The organism is Candidatus Methanoperedens sp. (assembly GCA_012026795.1).
GTDB lineage: Archaea > Halobacteriota > Methanosarcinia > Methanosarcinales > Methanoperedenaceae > Methanoperedens.
Window position 1 is genome coordinate 25117 of record VEPM01000035.1, and the last position, 20302, is coordinate 45418.

Genomic DNA, 20302 nt, shown 5'->3' on the forward strand with positions numbered 1-20302 from the left:
TCACCTCTCCACTATTCCGTATTCAACCATCATATCCTCAAGTTCCTGCATCGCCATGGGCTTCGGGATCACAAAATTCGTATTCCCTATAATGTTTTTTGCAAGCGACCTGTAAACCTCTGCCTGCTTGCAGGCAGGATCAAAGTCGATCACGGTTTTGCGGTTGATCTCAGCACGCTGCACCATATTGTCACGGGGTATAAATTGGATCAAATGCGATCCGATCTTCTTTGCAAATTCGGTGAGAAGTTCAAGTTCATTATCCACGTTTCGTGAATTGCATATTATACCGCCAAGGCGCGCATCCCCGTTTTCTGCAAATTTCACTATGCCCTTGCAGATGTTGTTGGCTGCATAAAGTGCCATTAATTCCCCACTTGCCACGATGTATATCTCTTTGGCGTATCCCTCGCGTATGGGCATTGCAAACCCGCCGCATACTACATCTCCGAGTACATCATAGAAGACGAAATCGAAATCCTCATTGTAGGCACCAAGTTCTTCCAGGAGTTTTATTGCTGTAATAACGCCTCTTCCCGCACAGCCAACGCCTGGTTCCGGCCCTCCAGCTTCAACACACTTTATTCCGCCGTAGCCTGTGTGACGTACAGCATCAAGATTTACGCCCCCCTGGCCATTGTCACGCAAAGTATCAAGGACAGTTGCCTGCACTTTTCCCCACAGGAGCATCCTGGTTGAGTCTGCTTTGGGGTCACATCCTATCTGCATCACACGCTTGCCAATAGAAGCAAGTGCTGCGGTAAGGTTCTGGGTCGTTGTGGACTTACCGATCCCACCTTTTCCATATATTGCTATTTGTCTCATTATTCCTCCTTGCCATGGTACCGGCAATATACTGAACACCTTATTGTATATAAAGTATTGTGTTAATATGAATAAAGTATTTATATTAATAAATATACAGTAAGTTACCGTATGCCTGCTAAAAGAAGGTAAACAAAAATAAATGAGGTGATATTCGGTGTACAAGATAGGAAATACAAGATTTGCTACATTGATAGTGGCGATCTTTTCAATAATGGTAATGCCTGCCCTGGCAGAAGAAGCAGGAATGACCAACCCGGGAGACACAGCATGGGTGCTTGTTTCTGCCGCGCTTGTTATGTTAATGACTCCTGCTGTCGGGCTTTTCTATGGCGGGATGGTCAGGAAAAAGAACGTCCTGGCTATCATCATGCAAAGCTTCATAATACTGGCAATAATAAGCATCCAGTGGGTGCTTTTCGGATACAGCCTGGCATTCGGCCCTGATGCAGGAAGAGGATTGATAGGGGGCCTTGAATGGCTTGGCCTGAATGGAGTGGGAGCAGCGCCAAACCCTGATTACGCTGCCACGATACCTGCATCGGTATTCATGATATTCCAGGCAATGTTCGCAATTATCACACCCGCATTAATAACCGGGTCTTTTGCAGACAGGATGAAATTCAGCACAATGATGGTTTTCAGCGTACTCTGGGCAACTCTTGTCTATGACCCGGTAGCACACTGGGTATGGAGTATCGGCGGATGGATACGCACACTTGGCGCTCTTGACTTTGCAGGGGGCACAGTCGTCCACATAACAGCGGGAATTTCAGCATTTGCAGCAGCGATAATCATAGGAAAGCGTCTCGGATACGGACGTGAGGACATGGCGCCACACAACGTCCCGATGACCATAATCGGCGGTGTGCTCCTGTGGTTCGGATGGTTCGGTTTCAATGCAGGAAGCGCCCTTGCTGCCAACGGGCTTGCAGCCAGCGCTTTTATCGTAACGAACACGGCTGCGGCAGCGGCAGCTCTTACCTGGACATTCATAAGCTGGACACATGGAGGAAAACCGAATGCTGTCGGGATCGTTACCGGAGGTGTCGCAGGTCTTGTGGCAATAACCCCGGGATCCGGCTTCGTGGGCGTGGTTCCTGCCATAATTATCGGCATTGGAGCAGGAATATTCTGCTATTTTGCGATGCACCTGAGGTCAAAAAAGACCCGTATCGATGATTCTCTTGACGTAATGGCATGTCACGGGGTAGGAGGTATCTGGGGAGCTCTTACAACAGGGATATTTGCTTCTGTTGCGGTCAATGCTGCTGGTGCAGACGGGCTTATTTACGGGAATCCGGGACTTGTAGTGAAGCAATTGATAGCGATCGTGGCTGTATTGACTTATTCATTTATAGTGACTGCCATTATACTCAAGGTCCTTGATGCGGCGATGGGCCTGCGGGTAAAGGATGAACATGAAGTCGAAGGGCTTGACGTTTCCCAGCATGGGGAGAAGGCATACTTGTAAGGAAGCGATGAGATGGATAAAATTCCAAACACAGTTATAAGAGAGAATATACCGATAGACGAGGTCTACAGGTACAGGACGCAATGCGGAGAATTTCAATGCCACAGGATAAATGCGCCTGATGGTATGGCAGGAGAACTGATTATCAGTATTTCCAGGAATGAAAAGGCGCTTTCCATAGAAGAAGTATTTGTAAATCGGAAATTCAGGAACACTGGTATTGGGAGCTGCCTTCTGGCTTTTGCCGAGAAGACCGCCATGACATCAGGATTTGGGAAAGTTGAACTGAGAGTTTTTTCAACAGACCCTCTGGTTCCTGATCATAAACTCCAGGAATGGTATATGAAGCGGGGCTACGAGCCTGATGGAGAAAAGATGTCCAAGATAATAAACCCCCTAAATTGTGAGGTGATGATATGAAGAAAATAGAAGCCATAATAAGACCTGAGAAACTCGGTGAAATAAAGACGGCTCTTGCCACGGCAGGATTCATTGGTCTTACGACCTATGAAGTAAAAGGAAGAGGAAGGCAGAAAGGCATAGTGCTTTCATACAGGACAAGCGAGTACAGGGTTGATCTTCTCCCAAAAACAAAGCTTGAGCTTGTCGTGGATGATAAGGATGTCGAGAAAGTAATTGAAATAATATGCGACATCGGGAAAACCGGGAATATGGGTGATGGAAAGATATTCATCATGCCTGTTGAAGAAGTTATCCGTGTCCGGACATGCGAAAGAGGGAATGGCGCGGTTTGAAAGAGCTGGAGGGCCGGATGGAGGTGGGTATCTGGCTAACCGCCTTTACGACCCTCTCCATTAAAAAGACTCGATCAGCGATATGCAAATGTTTTCATGTCCCAGGAATTGCTTGGATTATATTAAGAGAGTCTGGATTAGAATAAAGACTAAAACATATATTTTAATTAATATTCAGCTTGCCATAAATATTTCGGAAGTTTGGGTAAAGTTCGGGAAAAATGATATGTATAGATTCCTTTATACAAATAATATGCAAGTTAAATACAATGGTGGTCATGCAGGGCAGGTTGTGGATTGTGGAAATAAAGTCATCATGATATTGGCTGCTGTCCAATATTTCTAAAACAGTTTACATATCGATATATATATATATATTAAGAATATCAAATTATTAATTCGGATAGGGATAGGCATATATTAGACAGAATTAATGAAAAGGAAATGTTGCTCAGACGAATCGCTGAATTGGAAAAATTAGAAACAGAGCAGAGGCGGACAATAGAAATTTTGCAGGGGAGTGAGAACAAGTATAGGATATTGCTTGAAAATCTGCCCCAAAAAATATTCCATAAAGATTTAAACTCTGTCTATGTATCCTGTAACAATAACTATGCCCGTGATTTGAAAATTCAGCCTGATGAAATTATTGGAAAGACAGACTATGATTTCTATAACAGGGAGCTGGCTGAAAAATATAGGGCAGACGACAAAAGGATTATGGAGTCTGGTAAGGCAGAAAACATAGAAGAAAAATATATTCAAAATGGACAGGAAGTCTTCGTTCAGACAGTAAAAACACCTCTTAAAGATGAGAAAGGCAACATAATTGGTTTATTGGGTATTTTTTGGGATATTACTAAACATAGGCAGACTGAGGAGGCGCTGAAGGAGAGTGAAGAGCTTTACCGCACGATAATTGAAAATTCAAATGATATGATATGGACTTTAGATACCGAAGGGTATTATCAATTTGTCAATAAACGTATTGAGGAATTTAGTGGATTTAAACTGGATTACTTCCTGGGGAAATCATTTACTCAGTTTATCGATAAGAAGGATTTACCAAATGTTATCGATTGTTTTCACAAGGCATTAAATGGAGAACCTCAACAATATGAGGCATCAGTTTATAAAGAAGATGGAACCAACTTTTTTCTTTTAGTTAATACAGCTCCCATATATTCTAAAGGAAAAGTTGTGGGAACAGTGAGTTTTGGCCGGGATATAACAGAACATAAAAAAACAGAAGAACAGGTTAAAGAATCTCTTAAACGAAAATTAAAGAACACCAGTAAACAAAATAGACTCCTATATTATCTGATCGAAGGAACACGTGGAGGAAAGACCCGCGCATTAATCTTGAAATACCTTACCAAAAAATCTTATAATGCCAATCAATTGGCAACCATTTTGAATATGGATTATAAAACTATCAGGCATCATCTTAAGGTTTTAGTAAAAAATGGAATTATTACGAAAAAACACAATGGGTACTTTAATTTATATTTCCTTTCAAATAATATCGCAGAAAATCTAAATAATTTTGATGATGAGAAATTAAAATTATGATTTCTGCACAAATGAAAATTTAAAAAGCGAAATGGGCCCGTTGCGATTTGAACGCAAGACCTCTCGGTTATCAGCCGAGCGCTCCACCTGGCTAAGCTACGGGCCCGAGACTACCGCCCATATTACGCCATCCAATTTAAACCTTATCTTTGTGGAACAGGTATCGAGCCGCCAGAATTCAAAAATAATCGATACCTTTATCATTTATTAAGCACTATCCAACTCACCCTTTCAGGGCCGGTAGCTCAGGGGTAGATCGCTCCCTTGGCATGGGAGAGGCCTCGGGTTCAATTCCCGACCGGTCCATAAAACAAGTTCAATACACTCTTTTATTTTCAATACTGCTCTAATGATAATAGTAATGCTGCCAGTTGTCCTCACGAAAAAACACTTTGCCCAATAAGTAGTTTACATAATACACAAAATCAATCAAAGGTTTATCTTCCACTCTTGAAGTATCTTCCCAAACAATGTAAATAATGCAAACAAGATGCCCACGGTCAAGATAAGTGTAATGAAGGTAACAGTATCAGTCAAAACTCCTGCAATTCCAGATTGAAGGATTCCAATGACTGCACCAAGAACAAGACCATATATGAACCCTACTTTCAAGAGATTTCCCTTGGCATCATTTTCTGGCCTTTTATAACCATATACTATTCCTGCAATAAAAATCAGAATTTCTGATAGGCCTATCATTTATCTCTCACCAAGTGCCTTAATATACCTTTCCCTTATATAACCAGTCGATAATATTTTTAGGCCTGTGTATACATAATTATATGAACTTCTCTGTAAATACAAAAAATAAATATGAGTAAAGAACTGGAGAGGTTTAAAGAAAGAGAAATGAGTTTCCTCAAAGGAGGAGAAGGTGAACCTTTTTTACTTTTACATGGTATTCCGGGATCAGCTTTTACATGGGAATCTGCGGGTATGCTGCTTGCTGACCACTATCAGGTAATTATTCCAGACTTTCTGGGATTTGGACAATCTGATCCTCCAAAAGATGATTATTAATATCATGAATTTCATCGGAAATAAAAAGATAATGGAGATGAAGTTATGAAAACTTCTATTTCAAAAACACTTCTTGCAGGTCTGGCAGGAGGTGCAGCGCTGAATTTCATAATGTTGCTAACATTCCGTCTGCTTGGTTTTGGCTGGAATGGAGGAGGCATATTGCTTGACCCATCTATCCAGAGTCACAAACTTATCGCGGTATGGACTCAAATAGAGCCACTTCCTCTGATTGTATCAAATCCGTCTCCAATCATCATTGGGTTAATCCTATTTGGAATAGGTCATGCCTTCATTTATCAATGGCTCGCACCTGCATGGCCCCCTAAGATAAAAGCAAGAGCATGGCGGATGGCTGCACTTATATTCTTTCTCTCTTTTCTCTTCTGGGAGTTCTTCACTCCATTTAACCAGTTCGGTGAGCCTCCCCAACTGATAGGTCTGGAATTAATTTTCTGGGCAACCATTGCTATTGGTGAATCGTTTGTCATTGCCATAGTGTCCGAATGGAAACCTGCTGCACCCAATTGATTTTTCTCTTAAATATTGTCTGCCATCAATTCAAATGTTCCATTTACACCATTGACGTCCACGGTGTATTTTCCCGCTTTCAATCCATAAACGTCGAGCGAAATCGCTTCCTGGAAGGGTACAATAACCTGTGTGCAAAATGTATCCACAGGTCGAACTGTTTTGATGCGGACTGAAAAAGTGTTATCCTTTTTTTCTTTCGTGATTCCGTCAATCCTGGTGCAGCCATCAGGCAGATAGCCTCTGGCGTTGACTTTTATCTGAACAGGAAATGATTCAAGAACCATTATCTCAATACTTTCAACAGTGGCATTTCCATAACTGAATTTACCAGTGTTATTATTCTCCTTGTCCGGGGAATCAGATTCATTGCCCGATAATAATGTTTCAGTTGTTTTTAATTCTCCGTTTTCCACCCAATCGAACTGGACGGTAACGTTTACTACTGTTTTTGGAACTGTCTTCTCTCTTAAATATTCTGAATCAAATTCCATTACATTCCCTTTGTTCGCAAGTAAGTCCCCTCCGACCGGAACATTTTTCCTGACGACTTTATTGTGGGCAGCGTCTGCAAATATTATTGTGGCAGTCAAATTCTTAGCAACCAGATTCCCGTCATTCCAGAATGTCCCGTGTACTTTTATACTTTCAATTTCTGTATTATTTTCTACTGCCCCCTGCGAAATACCGACATCGCTAACAATGTGTACATATTTATTTTTTTGCAGAGGGGCAAACCATAACAGTATGATTATGGCAAAGACTGCCAATGCGATATAAAATATTGTTCTTTTCTTCATGGGATTGAAATCTTACTACTACCTATTTAATAACTTCTGGTTTTATTTCTGTTGTGAGTTCTCCGTCATTGAGCAATACTACCCTGCTCACATATTTCATATCATCAGGTTCATGCGTTACCATCTGGATAGTCAGTTGCATATCTTTATTTAACTTCTGAAATAAATCAATAATCTGTTTTGATGAAGCAGTGTCAAGATTTGCAGTTGGCTCATCTGCAAACAATATATCAGGCTTGTTTATCAGCGCTCTTGCGATCGCTACACGCTGCTGCTCACCTCCTGACATCTCACGGGGACGGTGATTCAGCCTTGTCCCAAGTCCGACCTGTTCCAGCACTTGTATCCCGGCTTTTATATAGTCATCCTTACTCCTCCCCAGCGCCATTGCAGGAAGATAGACATTTTCAAGCGCAGTAAGCTCAGGCAAAAGTGCATACTCCTGGAAGACATAGCCAAATTTTTCAAGACGGAATCTCGCCTTATGGGATTCAGAAAGACCCAGAATATTTTTTCCCCGGAAAATGATCTCGCCAGATGAGGGAGTATCGAGCAATCCGAGCTGGTGCAGCAGTGTTGATTTACCGCTACCGCTCTTACCCATTATGGCAGCAAATTCACCTCGTTTGATGTCCAGCGTGACATTATTCAATGCTCTCACTTTCACCTCTCCCATAGTATAAATCCGGGAAAGGTTTTTTATTTCAATGAGTTTTTCATCTCCGGTCATTTCATTCACCCCATATCGCATCTATTATCGTTTTACGGACAGCTAACCACGAAGGTATAAAACCAGCCGCAAGAGCTGCTATGATAAGGCTTATTGCATTCATCGAAACCTTTTCAGGAAGAATCATTAATGAAGCAAGGCCGATGGGAAATTTCAATGGATGTTCGATGAACCATGGTTTCAGGGCAAAAAATATTATTATCAGACCAATAAATATGCCGCTTACCACAATGAAAATCGCCTGGAAGATATACGATTGTATGATTATGGATTCTTCTATTCCAACAGCCCTTAAAATCCCTATCTGCCTTCGCTTGCTGATAGTACTGGTATAGACTATTATAAAAATAGTAATGACCGCAACGAACAGGCCGATAGCAGATATCATCATTGAGATCATATTAAAGCTGTTGGTTATGTTTTTTACCATGCCGGCATAGACAGTCCAGGGTTTGATCTCTTCTTTAATACCCATCTCTAAAAACTGTTTTATGTACCGGTCTTCATTTCCATTATCCCTGGTCTTGACCAGTATTTGTGAAGCTTTGTCTTCCAGGCCGATTACTGATTCCATCTCTTTCTGGCTGATGTATGCCATTGTATTGGTTTGTATGAAATTCGCATCATAAATTCCCTTTACCCTGTAGCTCTTTTTAACGCCATTATTGAACAGCACATCTATATTATCACCAACTTTAACTCCAAGTGAAGTATATTCAAGATCACCTCCATACCCTCCTGCAATCTCTTTTCCAAGCAGGATCTCGTTCTCGTCAAGCCTGCTAAGGTATTTGCCAGCAATCAGATATTTATAATTTGTAGTAACTTTTATCTCATTATCCGGATTAATGGAACGAACTGTCCATGTCCCATGTTTATCCTTATATGAAAGTGTCGCACCCGTTACATACTGTGATGAGATGCCCACTACACCTGGAACGCCTTTTATCTTTTGTTCCAGGGAATAAACATCGCTTATATATTTCTCATCATTTGTGGGTTCGATCACTACGTTACTATATAGGGAGTTAATTACCTGATTGTTAGTTGCCTCAGTCACTCCAAGAAAAATTGAACCTATAAATACTAAATTTACAAAGATCAAGGACATTATAAAGATTATTAAAAGTTGTGTGCTTTTACTTCCTTTCATCATTGATCTGGATGCCAGGAACATCGATAGTTTAACGTTATTAAACATATGCCCTCTTCATTTAGTATTATTAGAGTTTTTCTTTCTGCGGTGTAGATAATATGCCCCGCCCACTATGATCGGCAGAGTCACGATAACCGGTGCAGCCATGCCATTTTCATTCGGATTGCTCACATAGAGATTTAATGATTCAGTGACAGTCCGGACACCGAGATCGTCTTCGAATTCGATATTAGCAGAATAAGGAATATCGCCTCCTTTCTCTGCAAAGAAGGTAAAAACGCCTGGTGCGTCGTCATCGGGTTTGATCTTGCCAAGGAAAGCGGTTCTTGTCCCTTTAAATGGGCCATCAAGGTTGACTTTCGCAGATTTCGCCTCACCGGTTCCTGAATTTTCAATGCGCATGTTCACAGTGACAAGGTCGCCTTCTGCCGGATTTTGCGGTTCGATTTTCAAGTCTGAAATCGCAAGTTCTGCTTTACCAAGTACCCGGATGCCTGCAAAGCTTTTAGAACTTATGTTTTTCCCATTCTCATCCCTGTAATCCAATTGGATGGGTATTGAGTATGATGAAATTTCAGTCTTGTCTTTAATCTGGATAGCATAGCTCAATTGAATTGATTCCCCGGGATCAAGTCTTTTTAGGACCTTTGTATCAGCATCCAGGGATACAAACGGAAGATTGCTCGTTGCTGCACTTACCTGTACTTCCCGCGCAATACCGGTTCCAGCATTTGAGACCGAAAAACCAATATCAAACGTATCCTTCGGGCTTATGCGGAGAGGATTTATTGTGATGTTAGAGACCACAAGTTGCGGTAGCCCACGAACCATTACCTTGAAAGTTTTGTTTATTTCAAGTTGCTGTTCATTGCTTATTCCGTGTTCCCGGAATTCAATCTCGTAGGCACCAGAAGCTGTATCAGGATCTACATGAAGCAGATAGGTTTCAACAATAGTGCCATATTTGACAATTTTTCCCTCATAGATAATACGGTCATTTTCATTTTTGAGTTTAATTGGCGAGTCCGGAAGAATCTCGATCCTTACATTTTCCGTATCTGCACCTTCATTTTGAATCCTTATGGAAAGCGTCAGGTCCTGCCCGGGTTCAACAGGCTGGGGGGAGATCTGGTCCAGTACGATATCAAGTTCAGCATTAGCAGGAGAAATTATGGTTATTAGAGCAAATGCTGCAACTATAGTTAATAGTTTTTGTTGTTTATTCATTTATTTTCACCTCTTTTATTGATGATCGTCTTCAACTCAGACATTGATATGCCCAGGTCTATTACACCGAATTTGCCCGCAACCCTGAGGATTTCGCCCTCAACAATCTTGATCTCATCGATCTCCAGAGTGCCTCCGAACTCGAATTCCTCCTTGTAGTCGCATCTGATTTTGAGGTCTTTTATCATGTTTGGCTTCAGGGTCACATAGAATGTAAATTCGTTTCCGATCATTGTTGTATCACAAATGAAAAAGGGACTTGGAAAAGCTTAAATAAAATCTGGCACGACTGTTGAGTTATACAACAAGCATATAACAAAGGTTACACAAATGTAACAAGGAAAACGATGAAAGTCTACGAACTCTTCGCGGAACTGTCCCCAGAAAAAAGGATCGATATACTCCAAACCCTGGATGAAAAATTGGGTGATGGTATAAAAAGCTATATGTGGTACATGTCAGATGATTTTCCCAGGCACCATCTGCCCAATATAGAAAAAAAACTGGAACAAGATAGAGAATAAAAGTATGATCCTAATTAGCCCAATGCTGTTCCTTTTGATCAGATCTATATTTTTTCTTTGTATTTGATTGTTCATAATTACTTCTTTTCCGATTTCCACTTACTGCAAAAATTGTTGCAGATGCGGCGGGAGACCATTGACCATTACATGGGCTATCATTCCGAGCACCAGAAGTATAACCAGTATTGCAGCAATGGTGATAATCGATTTCATGTTAATTTTTATCATTTTGTGTCACCTCCTTTCATGTTCACCCGTAAGCCAGAACCTGCTGCACAGGCAATCGAGTTTCGCGCCATGCAGGGTAAGCACTTGCAAAAGTGCCAATGAATATAACAAGGATTAGCCATAGTGCCACTGCTATTGGAGGAAAGACATGCTCCAGATCGGTGTGGATGAAGATATTACCTGCAAAATTGCCGATGATCACACTGAGCGGTCGTGAGATCATGATAGCAGCAAGCCAGCTCAGGACACTTATAACAATCCCCTCGACAACAACGATCTGTAGCACATCATCAGAGCAAGCGCCTATGGCTCGCATAATACCGAATTCGCGCGCGCGTTCCATCACGTTTATTCCCATTGTGGAAGCCAGAGCCAATCCGCCAACAGCAGCGACTAATGCCGCCATTAACAGCAGGAACACCTGGATGACCACCAGGTGATCTTTTAACACCTGCAATCGTTCTGTACTCGGACTGACTGAAATACGATCCAAACTGGCATCATCAAACTGTTCTTCAAGCTGCCGGGTCATTGCCTTCAACGAAGCGTCACTGTGCCTGTCAGTCTTGATACGGATGTCTGCGGTCTTATCTTTCATACCCGTAATGTGAGACAGATAGTCGAGGTTGACATATGCGGAAGCTGCAATATTTTGTCCACGCCTGCGTGCGCCCAATTCACGTACGGCGCCAACCACAGTCCATTCCATTTCCTTATTACCGGTTTTAAACCTGATCCGGTCACCAACTTTAATTCCCTGTGCCTCCAGCAGTTCATGGTTGATGACAAGAGCGTTCGTATCGTCCAGTCGCAGCCAGCGCCCCTCAATAACCGGGAAGGAGATCATATCAGTATCAGGCGGCACTCCATTGAGTGTAAAAATGATAGAAGTGTCATCAGTATCATCTGAAAGTTTTCGTACCGCTACAGTTTGCACCCAGCTCTCCACACTTGATACACCCGGCACAGCACGAACCGTTTTTTCAACATACTCCGCAGGGTAGGGCTGGCTAAATTTCACCTCAATGTCATCGTGACGGGCAGCCATTGCTATATCGATTGTGTTTGTCCACGATGCCCCGACATTGATAGCGCTCATGAACGTTGCGCCTCCAACTGCCAGGATACCGATCGTCAGCAGCATACGTGACCTCTGTCGGAAAGCATTACGCAGCGAAACCAACAACGGACGACCAATGCCGCGTATGCCGGAAATGAGTTTATCAATACGGTTTGTACCGAATTGCCCATATCCAGTGCCATAATCACTAATAGCCTGCTTGACTGTTATCCGGCTGCCCCTGTATACCGGAAAGGCGGCAGCCAGAAGCGGCACAGACAGACCCACGAAAATCTGGACAGCGTATACCCAGTACGGGATGTAGTTACTGGTGATGTTGAAATTCAGTACCTTAGCAGTAAATGCAGCAAATCCCCTGCCAGCCCAGATTCCTGCAGGAATACCAATGACAAGACCTGCAATACCAAGCAGCAGAACCGTGCCAAAATAGAGTCCGGCAATCTGGTAAGTCCTTGCCCCAATGACCTTCATCACACCGATTTGTCTTATCTGCTGGGCGAGTAAAGCAGAGATTGTGCTTGTGACAAGTATGCTGCTAAGGATAAGAGCGAGTATGCCGAACGCCTCTAATAAGAACAACAATGAATCCATCTGGCCGGCTTGCGGATGTTTTCCTGCATTTGGGATTTCCACAAGTGAAACATTATATCCGCGATCCTCCAGATCATCTTTTACCTGCAAAGCTATGTTGCTGGCATCCTTTGTATTTTTGGCAACTATAGTCAGCTCATTCAGGGAGCGTGTCTCGCCGAGCCATTCAAGGGTATTGATGGTTATGTAGCCGTAAGCTACATTATCTACCCAGCCAGGTGACTGGCCTGGGTCATGGACGATCCCGCTAATGCGCAGGTCGTGATCCTTTCCGTTATTCTGGGTCTGTATCACTACAATGTCACCGATATTTTTGTTAATAAGCGGCAAAGCAGAGCGTTCGATCAGTATTTCCCGGTCAGCAGGCGGCCAAGTGCCTCGCTCGAGCTTAAAAGTAGACACTCGCAGATCGTCAAAGTCATGTATCACAGATAGTAAGAGCCTGCGCCAATCATCTTGTCCGACAAGGAGGCGAGCCATGACAACACGCCGCGCCTGTGCATCTGCAACTCCGTTTAGTTTTTCTACATGTTCAGCCAGCTTCTCATCTGCATTATCTGTGTACAGGATAATTGATGCGGGATTTGTGGCAAGGAAGTTTGCGTCTATTTCTTGGGTCAGGATAGCATAGCCTGCCAGGACGGAGCCAGCGCCGAAAATCCCGATAGCGATAGCCAGTACTACCAGCAAGGTGCGCGACTTGTTAAGCCACATATCACGCAGCACTTTGCGCCAGCGTACACTGATCACAGGGTATCACTTCCGTTTACAACCCGTCCGTCCGCTAATTTGATCACGCTTGAAACCCACGGAGTTATGTCACGTTCATGTGTCACCATCACGATGGTTTTGCCCGATGCTGAAAGTCCTTTGAAAAGCAGTAAAATTGCCTCTGCTGTGCGTGAATCAAGATTGCCGGTCGGCTCATCAGCCAGCAGCAGCGCCGGATCATTTGCCAGTGCCCTTGCAATAGCGGCACGCTGCTGCTGACCGCCGGAAAGGAGGGAGGGCATCTTATCAGCCTGCTCCCTGATACCCACTAGTTCCAGAAGGCCAAACGCCCGTCCCATTCTTTCGCGTGCCGGGATAGCATTGCTAAAATCCATTGGCAGCATCACATTTTCAAGGATGGTCAGTGTGGGTAGAAGCTGGAAGAACTGGAACACGAAACCGACATTGTGCCCGCGCCATTTTGCAAGTTGATCCTGGTCAAGGGTATGGACTTGAGTATCGCCTATCCATATTTCCCCCGATGTCGGGCTGTCGATTCCACCCAGCATATTAAGCAGGGTCGATTTCCCACTGCCTGATTTGCCGATTACGGCAACAAACTCACCGGGCATCACCTGAAGATCAACTTCCCGAAGGGCATGGAATGCACCTCCTGCACCTTCATGGGTCTTCGTGACCTTTTTCAGCCGGATCAGATTTTCACCATGCATGATTTATCACCTCTTTTTTGTGATCTTTTTTTATCATCAAGAGAAAAAAGGACTTGACAATGCTTAAATAAAATCTGGCACGAATATGGAGTAAGACAACAGGCATGTAACAAAGGTTACACGGATGTAACCGGGAAACATTATGAAAGTCTATGAGCTTTTCACGGAACTGTCCTCAGAAAAAAGGCTGGGCATACTCCAGACCCTGGATGAAAAACCGATGACCTTTACAGGTTTGATCAAAAAAGTTGATATAAATTCGACAGAAGCAACAAGACAACTATCAAGATTAGCCCAAACGCGATTAATCGAGAAAAAAGGGGATGGGAATTATTATAATACACTTTTCGGAAAACTGGTCATATCCAGCATACAAGATCTGGCCTTCATATCCGAGAAATCAGGATACTTCCTGGAACACGACACTTCATATATCCCACTCCATCTTCTAAGACAAATAGATGCCCTATCTAAGGGTGAGATCGTAACAGGTGTCTATAATATTTTAAACACCCATGAAAAATTGAGCGAAGGTGTAAAAGGGTATTTCTGGAACATGTCGGATGATTTTCCCAGGCACCATTTGCCCAATGTCGAAAAGGCGTTGGAACAGGGAATGGAGATCAGGGTAATATTTCCGAAAAACCTGATCCCCACTTTAAAGCTTGGCGAAAAAATCAGGGAAAAAATACAGTTCAGGGCATTGGACGATGTCAAATTATCTGTTATGACGACAAACAGGTTTTCCATGCTCAAACTACCAGGACCGGATGGAAAGATCGATCACAATACTGCCATATTCGGCCATGATGAAAGGTTCAGAGAGTGGTGCGAAAATCTCTTCCAGTACTACTGGGAAACAAAATGTTATCCTTGAACAATAATTGAAAATTGGGATGAATCCATGGCACCGCCGTGTGCTCTTAGAAATACATTTGCTGCTTCACTTCCCCATCCGGCACTATTTATTATTATTCCCAGTCCTGCAATGAATGTTATTAAAGATACTTTAGGTAAAATTTGAAGTTTTAGTTTATCCATAATTATATACTCTTATTTCAGTATTCACTGATTTTTTTGCCTACAAATATAATTTATGCCCGTATTATCTTATTTTCTTTGAGTAAAATCATCAGATGGCTGTGGTTCTCGTGGCTCGGATCATCTTGGCAATCCTCACTCTGCGTGGTCTGTTATCCCATTCGGTGTTCTTATCTGGAAGGGTTTTTCGATCACAAGCATTAAGGCAATATGCGGTTAGTTTGATTGATGATACAAAAATCAGGATTTATCAGGGCATGCTATTATTTTGGCGCAGCAGCCGATCTAATTGCATCACTTCCTTTAATTTTCCCGGAAATTGCAAAATTTATGTTCGGATTGGCCAGTCTCAACGCCGATAACGGTTATCTATATGTTTCCAGGATTGGAGCTTCACTGATGCTTGGTTGGACATTATTGCTTGTCTGGGGTAGTTTTAAGCCAATAGAAAGAAAAGGGATTTTACTTTTGACTGTTTTTCCGGTCTTAACAGGTTTATTGGTATCTTCAATCCTGGTTTTAAATTCCGGGTTCATAGAAACAGAGTTCATGCTCCCATTATGGATATTTTATGCAATAATAATTCCATTATATATATACGCATATATTCTTGCGGGCAAAATAGAGACATGGAACTTTATACAGAAATCGAAATAAAGGCGTCACCGGAACGCGTGTGGCAAATCCTAACGGATTTTGCCAGTTACCCTCTGTGGAATCCATTCATACGCCGGGCAAGCGGCAAACCGGAAAAGGTAAACACCTTGAAGTTTATCTTCAGCCGGAAGGTGCTAAAGGAATGACCTTTCGGCCCCGTGTTCTCATATCAGAACCTGGTCGTGAACTGAGATGGCTTGGGCATTTAGTGATACCCGGCCTGTTCGACGGTGAGCACATTTTCATCATCGAGCCACTTGTTGCAGGAGGTGTGCAATTTATACAGCGAGAAATCATTACAGGCCTGTTAGTTCCCCTTTTTGCGCGCAGGCTGGATACTGAAACACGCAGGGGTTTTGAAGATATGAATCAAGCTCTCAAACTGGAAAAGCTTAAATAAAGTCTGGCACGAGTGTGGAGTTATACAACAAGCATATAACAAAGGTTACACAAATGTAACAAGGAAAACGATGAAAGTTTACGAACTCTTCGCGGAACTGTCCTCAGAAAATAGGCTGGCCATACTCCATACCCTGGATGAAAAACCGATGACATTCACCAGTCTGATCAAAGAAGTTGACATTACTTCGACAGAAGCATCAAGACAGCTATCAAGATTGACAGAAACACAGCTTATCGAAAAAAAGGGGGATGGAATATATTATAATACGCTCCTGGGTAAACTGGTCGTATCTGCCATATCAGATATGAACTTCATTTCAGAGAAATCAGGATACTTCCTGAAACATGACACTGCACAGATTCCGCCAGATCTCCTGGGACAAATAGATGCACTCGCTGAAGGTGAAATATTAACGGGTGTTTATAATATTTTAAATACCCATGAAAAATTGGGTGATGGTATAAAAAGCTATATGTGGTACATGTCTGATGATTTCCCCAGGCATCATTTGCCCAATATAGAAAAAAAATTAGGAGAGGGATTGGAAATCAAAGTAATTCTTCCAGATGACTTATGCTCTCCTTCGGTACTTACCGAAAAAAGCAGGAATAAGATAAAGGTCAAAGTATTGGACGAGATCAAAATATCAGTAATCGTAAGCGATAAATTTTGTATTCTCGAATTGCCCGGACAGGATGGAAAGATTGATCATAATACTGCCATTTTCGGTTATGACGACAGATTCAGGGAATGGTGCAAGAAGCTCTTCCAGTACTACTGGGAAGCAAAATGCTCTCCTTGCGTTGCTAATTTGAAGGAATGTCCAAAAGGCTTTTATCTTCATCCTTGAAATATATACTTTGATGAGTGCATTCAGTCATATTATGTCCTCAGAAATATAATATGACTTAAAGTGATAGATAATTAACGTTAATTTGGGGTATTTATGCAAGAATACAAACTTTTCATTAACGGAGAATGGGTAGCATCAAGCAGTGGCGAGATGTTTGATGACATTAACCCTGCAACTCTTGAATTGATAGGGAAGCTTCATAAAGCAAATGAAGATGATGTGAAAAATGCAGCTGATGCAGCAGAGGAGGCGTTTGATACCTGGAGCAGCACTCCTGCCCCCCGGCGCGCAAAGATATTATTCAGGGGGGCCCGGATGCTTGAAGAGAGAAAAGAAGAGCTTTCACGACTCATGACAATGGAAATGGGAAAAGTCCTTAAGGAAGCGCGGGGAGATGTCCAGGAGGCGATCGATATGGCATATTATGCAGCAGGAGAAGGTCGTCGTCTTCTGGGAGAAACTACGCCTTCTGAACTTGCAGATAAATTCTGCATGACCGTCCGCCACCCCATAGGTGTAGTCGGGCTCATAACACCCTGGAATTTCCCGATAGCGATCCCTGCCTGGAAAATAATGCCTGCGCTCATTGCTGGAAACACACTCGTTTTCAAACCTGCAAGCGATACACCCATCCTTTCTATTGAACTTGTAAAAATTCTCCAGGAAGCAGGTCTTCCCGATGGCGTTTTAAATCTTGTGACTGGTGAGGGAAAAACGGTCGGCAGCGAGATCGTTCATAACAGGAAGATCGGGGCGGTTTCATTCACAGGTTCTCTTGAAACAGGGAAATGGATATTGGGAGAAGCTGCAAGGGATATGAAAAAAGTATCCCTGGAACTGGGCGGGAAAAATCCCATCATTGTTATGGATGATGCAGACCTTAACCTTGCAACTGACGGGATTATATGGGGTGCATTCGGAACAACAGGACAGCGATGTACTGCGGCAAGCCGTGTGATTGCGCATGAGAAAATCCTTCCTGAGCTTCTGAAAAAGCTTACCGAAAGAACGGAAAAACTTAAAACCGGGAACGGTCTTCTTGATAATATAGACGTGGGGCCGGTCATAAATAATTCGCAGCTCCGGAAGATAGCAAGATATGTGGATATCGGAAAAAAAGAAGGCGCAAAACTTGTACTGGGCGGAAATGTTATCAACCCCCTTCCAGGCTACTTTTTTGAACCTACAATATTTACTGATGTATCACCTGACATGAGGATAGCGCAGGAAGAGATATTCGGCCCGGTTGTTTCTTTGATCAGGGCGCAGGATATTGATGATGCGATACATATTGCCAACTCTGTTGAATATGGCCTTTCCTCTTCCATTTATAGTGCAGATTTAAAAAATGCTTTTAAGGCTATTGAAAAAATAGATGCCGGGATCACATACGTAAACGCATCTACCATCGGAGCAGAGATCCATTTGCCTTTTGGAGGCGTCAAATCCACAGGCAACGGGACCCGCGAAGGTGGAACGACTGCCATAGAAGAATTTACCGAGTTAAAGACTGTTTATTTTGATTACAGCGGAAAACTACAGAAAGCACAAATTGATATTTGATAGGAGAAATTATGCAAGAGAAAAACCAAACATCAAGAGAGATAATAAACCGGGACCGTAAAGTCGCATCGCCATCCCTCACACGCGCTTTTGACCTTGTTGTTGACCATGCAGAAGGTTCAACGATATTCGATATTGAAGGAAATGCTTATATCGATTTTGCGTCAAGCGTTGCGGTAATGAATATCGGCTATAACTGCAAGAAGGTAAAGCAGGCGGTATGTGCCCAGATGGAAAAAATGGTGCATTGCGGATATTCGGATTTTTACGCAGAGGAACCAGTAAAACTGTGTGAAAAACTGTGCGAAATGACTGGTTACGAAAAGGTTTTCCTTTCTAATTCAGGAACAGAAGCTGTTGAGGCTGCAATGAAACTTGCTTTCTGGTATACAGGAAAAACAAGCATGATCGCATTTTACCGCGCGTTTCATGGCAGGACCCTTGGCGCACTTTCTCTTACCAGTTCCAAAATAAAGCATAAAGAGCATTTTCCATCATTGCGGGTCTTACATTCGGATTATGCTTACTGTTACCGTTGCCCTCTTAACCTTGAATATCCCGAATGCGGCATATCCTGCGCAAAAGAGATCGAGCGGACTATTTTTAAAAGGGAACTGTCCCCGAAGGATACGGCTGCCATCGTTGTTGAACCCATACAGGGAGAGGGAGGATTCATAGTCCCGCCGCCAGAGTTTCATAAAGAGATCAGGAGGATATGCGACGAAAACGATGTGTTGATGATAGCAGATGAGATCCAGAGCGGCGGATTCCGGACCGGGAAGTTCATGGCGCTTGAGAATTTTGATGTAAGGGCGGATATTGTCTGTATGTCCAAATCTATCGGTGGAGGCATACCACTGGGAGCAACGCTATCGAGCAGCAGGATAATGAACTGGCCACCGGGAACCCATGCAAACACATTTGGCGGAAACCTGCTTGCTGCCGCAGGAGGGTTTGCAACACTTGATTTCATGGAGAGTGCAAAGCTTGGCGAAAAGGCAGTTCAAAAAGGGAATTATCTCATAAAACGATTGAATGAACTGAAAGAAAAATACCCGGTAATCGGGGATGTCCGGGGCATCGGGCTTATGACAGGTGTGGAATTTGTGGAAGAAAATAAAGCCCCGGCCATTGAAAAAAGAGATTTGGTCATTAAAAATTCGCTTGACGGGGGGCTGATATTATTGCCGGCAGGTGATTCCGTAATAAGGTTCGTACCTCCGCTGATAATTAAAAATAGTGAACTCGATAAAGGTCTTGAGATATTTGAGACTGCCCTTAGATCAATTTGATCTACATTTGGTTTTCACACAATTTTTTGTTTCCAATCGTAAACTATATATACCATTGTTCGCGTATATACGAATTGAGTGGGCAGAAAATATTTTCATTGAATCACCACCGTAATCTATTCTGCTCACACTTTTATTCATATATTTCTAACACAATTGACAACAATTTAATTGGTTTACATAGATCGTAAACTATAAATACTATTGTTCGTATATGTACGAATTGTAGTGAGCAGAATTTTTTTCCACCACCATAATCCTTTCTGCTCACTAACGCCTTTCCTCATGGTTATGACACAATCGGGAATAATTCAATCTGTTTACGCTAATCGTAAACTATAAATACAATTGTTCGTATATATACGAATTGCAGTGGGCAGAAAAATAAACTTATCCATAGTACATATTCCCCCTCCTGCCCACTCGCTTTTATCCAAATTAGGACTTACGCATTTATCCTCAAATAATTATTTACAGCGTATCTATTGATAGTCGCCTTTTGCTCATACCACGATATATGCTCCTTTAACCGTCTAA

The 20302-nt window shown here is 42.6% G+C and carries 20 protein-coding genes, 2 tRNA genes and 1 pseudogene; 13 read left to right on the forward strand and 10 right to left on the reverse strand.

The annotated features are described in order from the left end of the window. Complete coding sequence (cfbC, locus tag FIB07_15330; GenBank protein ID NJD54226.1) at positions 1 to 825, reverse strand: Ni-sirohydrochlorin a,c-diamide reductive cyclase ATP-dependent reductase subunit; 825 nt, start codon at positions 823 to 825, stop codon at positions 1 to 3. Between the two features lie 247 nt (positions 826 to 1072). Here cfbC and FIB07_15335 point away from each other — a divergent pair, with 247 nt between their 5' ends. The 4 genes from FIB07_15335 to FIB07_15350 all read left to right on the forward strand — a co-directional run bounded on the left by FIB07_15335 (position 1073) and on the right by FIB07_15350 (position 4626). Next, positions 1073 to 2299 (forward strand): ammonium transporter, encoded by a 1227-nt coding sequence (locus FIB07_15335; GenBank protein ID NJD54227.1) that lies wholly within the window; start codon positions 1073 to 1075, stop codon positions 2297 to 2299. Between the two features lie 12 nt (positions 2300 to 2311). Next, the gene (locus FIB07_15340; protein NJD54228.1) at positions 2312 to 2719 is read left to right on the forward strand and encodes a GNAT family N-acetyltransferase; all 408 of its coding nucleotides are present in this window, start codon (positions 2312 to 2314) and stop codon (positions 2717 to 2719) included. After that, entirely contained in the window at positions 2716 to 3054 is a 339-nt protein-coding gene (locus tag FIB07_15345; protein NJD54229.1) for a P-II family nitrogen regulator, read from the forward strand. The genes FIB07_15340 and FIB07_15345 overlap by 4 nt, the downstream gene beginning before the upstream one ends. 444 nt (positions 3055 to 3498) lie before the next feature. Further along, the gene (locus FIB07_15350; GenBank protein NJD54230.1) at positions 3499 to 4626 is read left to right on the forward strand and encodes a PAS domain S-box protein; all 1128 of its coding nucleotides are present in this window, start codon (positions 3499 to 3501) and stop codon (positions 4624 to 4626) included. Positions 4627 to 4658: 32 nt separating this feature from the next. Here the strand turns inward: FIB07_15350 and FIB07_15355 are convergent. Continuing rightward, positions 4659 to 4732: transfer RNA gene (locus tag FIB07_15355), tRNA-Ile, on the reverse strand. 128 nt (positions 4733 to 4860) lie between these two features. On the opposite strand from FIB07_15355, the gene FIB07_15360 reads away from it, so the two are divergent. After that, positions 4861 to 4932, forward strand: a tRNA-Ala gene (locus tag FIB07_15360). A 123-nt stretch (positions 4933 to 5055) separates the two neighbouring features. Here the strand turns inward: FIB07_15360 and FIB07_15365 are convergent. Then, complete coding sequence (locus tag FIB07_15365; GenBank protein NJD54231.1) at positions 5056 to 5325, reverse strand: hypothetical protein; 270 nt, start codon at positions 5323 to 5325, stop codon at positions 5056 to 5058. A 114-nt stretch (positions 5326 to 5439) separates the two neighbouring features. Between FIB07_15365 and FIB07_15370 the strand changes: the two genes are divergently transcribed. Continuing rightward, the gene (locus FIB07_15370; protein ID NJD54232.1) at positions 5440 to 5646 is read left to right on the forward strand and encodes an alpha/beta fold hydrolase; all 207 of its coding nucleotides are present in this window, start codon (positions 5440 to 5442) and stop codon (positions 5644 to 5646) included. A 57-nt stretch (positions 5647 to 5703) separates the two neighbouring features. Next, positions 5704 to 6177: a hypothetical protein gene (locus tag FIB07_15375; GenBank protein ID NJD54233.1), complete on the forward strand. Its 474-nt coding sequence runs from the start codon at positions 5704 to 5706 to the stop codon at positions 6175 to 6177. Positions 6178 to 6185: 8 nt separating this feature from the next. On the opposite strand, the gene FIB07_15380 is transcribed toward FIB07_15375, so the two are convergent. The 7 genes from FIB07_15380 to FIB07_15410 form a co-directional block, all read right to left on the reverse strand. Further along, positions 6186 to 6977 (reverse strand): hypothetical protein, encoded by a 792-nt coding sequence (locus FIB07_15380; protein ID NJD54234.1) that lies wholly within the window; start codon positions 6975 to 6977, stop codon positions 6186 to 6188. A gap of 22 nt (positions 6978 to 6999) precedes the next feature. Then, positions 7000 to 7707, reverse strand: a complete 708-nt coding sequence (locus tag FIB07_15385) for an ABC transporter ATP-binding protein (GenBank protein NJD54235.1) — start codon at positions 7705 to 7707, stop codon at positions 7000 to 7002. Between the two features lies 1 nt (position 7708). Beyond that, the gene (locus FIB07_15390) at positions 7709 to 8908 is read right to left on the reverse strand and encodes an FtsX-like permease family protein (protein ID NJD54236.1); all 1200 of its coding nucleotides are present in this window, start codon (positions 8906 to 8908) and stop codon (positions 7709 to 7711) included. 9 nt (positions 8909 to 8917) lie between these two features. Further along, positions 8918 to 10090 carry a hypothetical protein gene (locus tag FIB07_15395; GenBank protein ID NJD54237.1) on the reverse strand — a complete coding sequence of 391 codons (1173 nt, stop codon included), beginning with the start codon at positions 10088 to 10090 and terminating at the stop codon, positions 8918 to 8920. Next, positions 10087 to 10323: a hypothetical protein gene (locus tag FIB07_15400; GenBank protein ID NJD54238.1), complete on the reverse strand. Its 237-nt coding sequence runs from the start codon at positions 10321 to 10323 to the stop codon at positions 10087 to 10089. The genes FIB07_15395 and FIB07_15400 overlap by 4 nt, the downstream gene beginning before the upstream one ends. 541 nt (positions 10324 to 10864) lie before the next feature. Continuing rightward, a complete protein-coding gene (locus tag FIB07_15405; protein ID NJD54239.1) occupies positions 10865 to 13264 on the reverse strand; it encodes an ABC transporter permease in 2400 nt (799 codons plus the stop codon). Further along, entirely contained in the window at positions 13261 to 13956 is a 696-nt protein-coding gene (locus tag FIB07_15410; protein NJD54240.1) for an ABC transporter ATP-binding protein, read from the reverse strand. Before FIB07_15410 ends, FIB07_15405 begins: the two co-directional genes overlap by 4 nt. A gap of 142 nt (positions 13957 to 14098) precedes the next feature. On the opposite strand from FIB07_15410, the gene FIB07_15415 reads away from it, so the two are divergent. The 6 genes and pseudogenes from FIB07_15415 (at position 14099) to FIB07_15440 (ending at position 19765) form a co-directional block, all read left to right on the forward strand. Next, complete coding sequence (locus tag FIB07_15415) at positions 14099 to 14833, forward strand: DUF1724 domain-containing protein (GenBank protein ID NJD54241.1); 735 nt, start codon at positions 14099 to 14101, stop codon at positions 14831 to 14833. A gap of 392 nt (positions 14834 to 15225) precedes the next feature. Then, positions 15226 to 15654: a hypothetical protein gene (locus tag FIB07_15420; GenBank protein NJD54242.1), complete on the forward strand. Its 429-nt coding sequence runs from the start codon at positions 15226 to 15228 to the stop codon at positions 15652 to 15654. Beyond that, positions 15627 to 16054: pseudogene (locus FIB07_15425) on the forward strand (SRPBCC domain-containing protein). Before FIB07_15420 ends, FIB07_15425 begins: the two are co-directional and overlap by 28 nt. A 70-nt stretch (positions 16055 to 16124) precedes the next feature. Next, positions 16125 to 16907 carry a DUF1724 domain-containing protein gene (locus tag FIB07_15430; GenBank protein NJD54243.1) on the forward strand — a complete coding sequence of 261 codons (783 nt, stop codon included), beginning with the start codon at positions 16125 to 16127 and terminating at the stop codon, positions 16905 to 16907. Positions 16908 to 17003: 96 nt separating this feature from the next. Further along, positions 17004 to 18473, forward strand: coding sequence for an aldehyde dehydrogenase family protein (locus FIB07_15435; GenBank protein NJD54244.1), 1470 nt, complete (start codon positions 17004 to 17006; stop codon positions 18471 to 18473). 11 nt (positions 18474 to 18484) lie between these two features. Further along, on the forward strand, positions 18485 to 19765 hold the full coding sequence (locus FIB07_15440; protein ID NJD54245.1) for an aspartate aminotransferase family protein: 1281 nt from the start codon (positions 18485 to 18487) through the stop codon (positions 19763 to 19765). Positions 19766 to 20302: the final 537 nt, after the last annotated feature.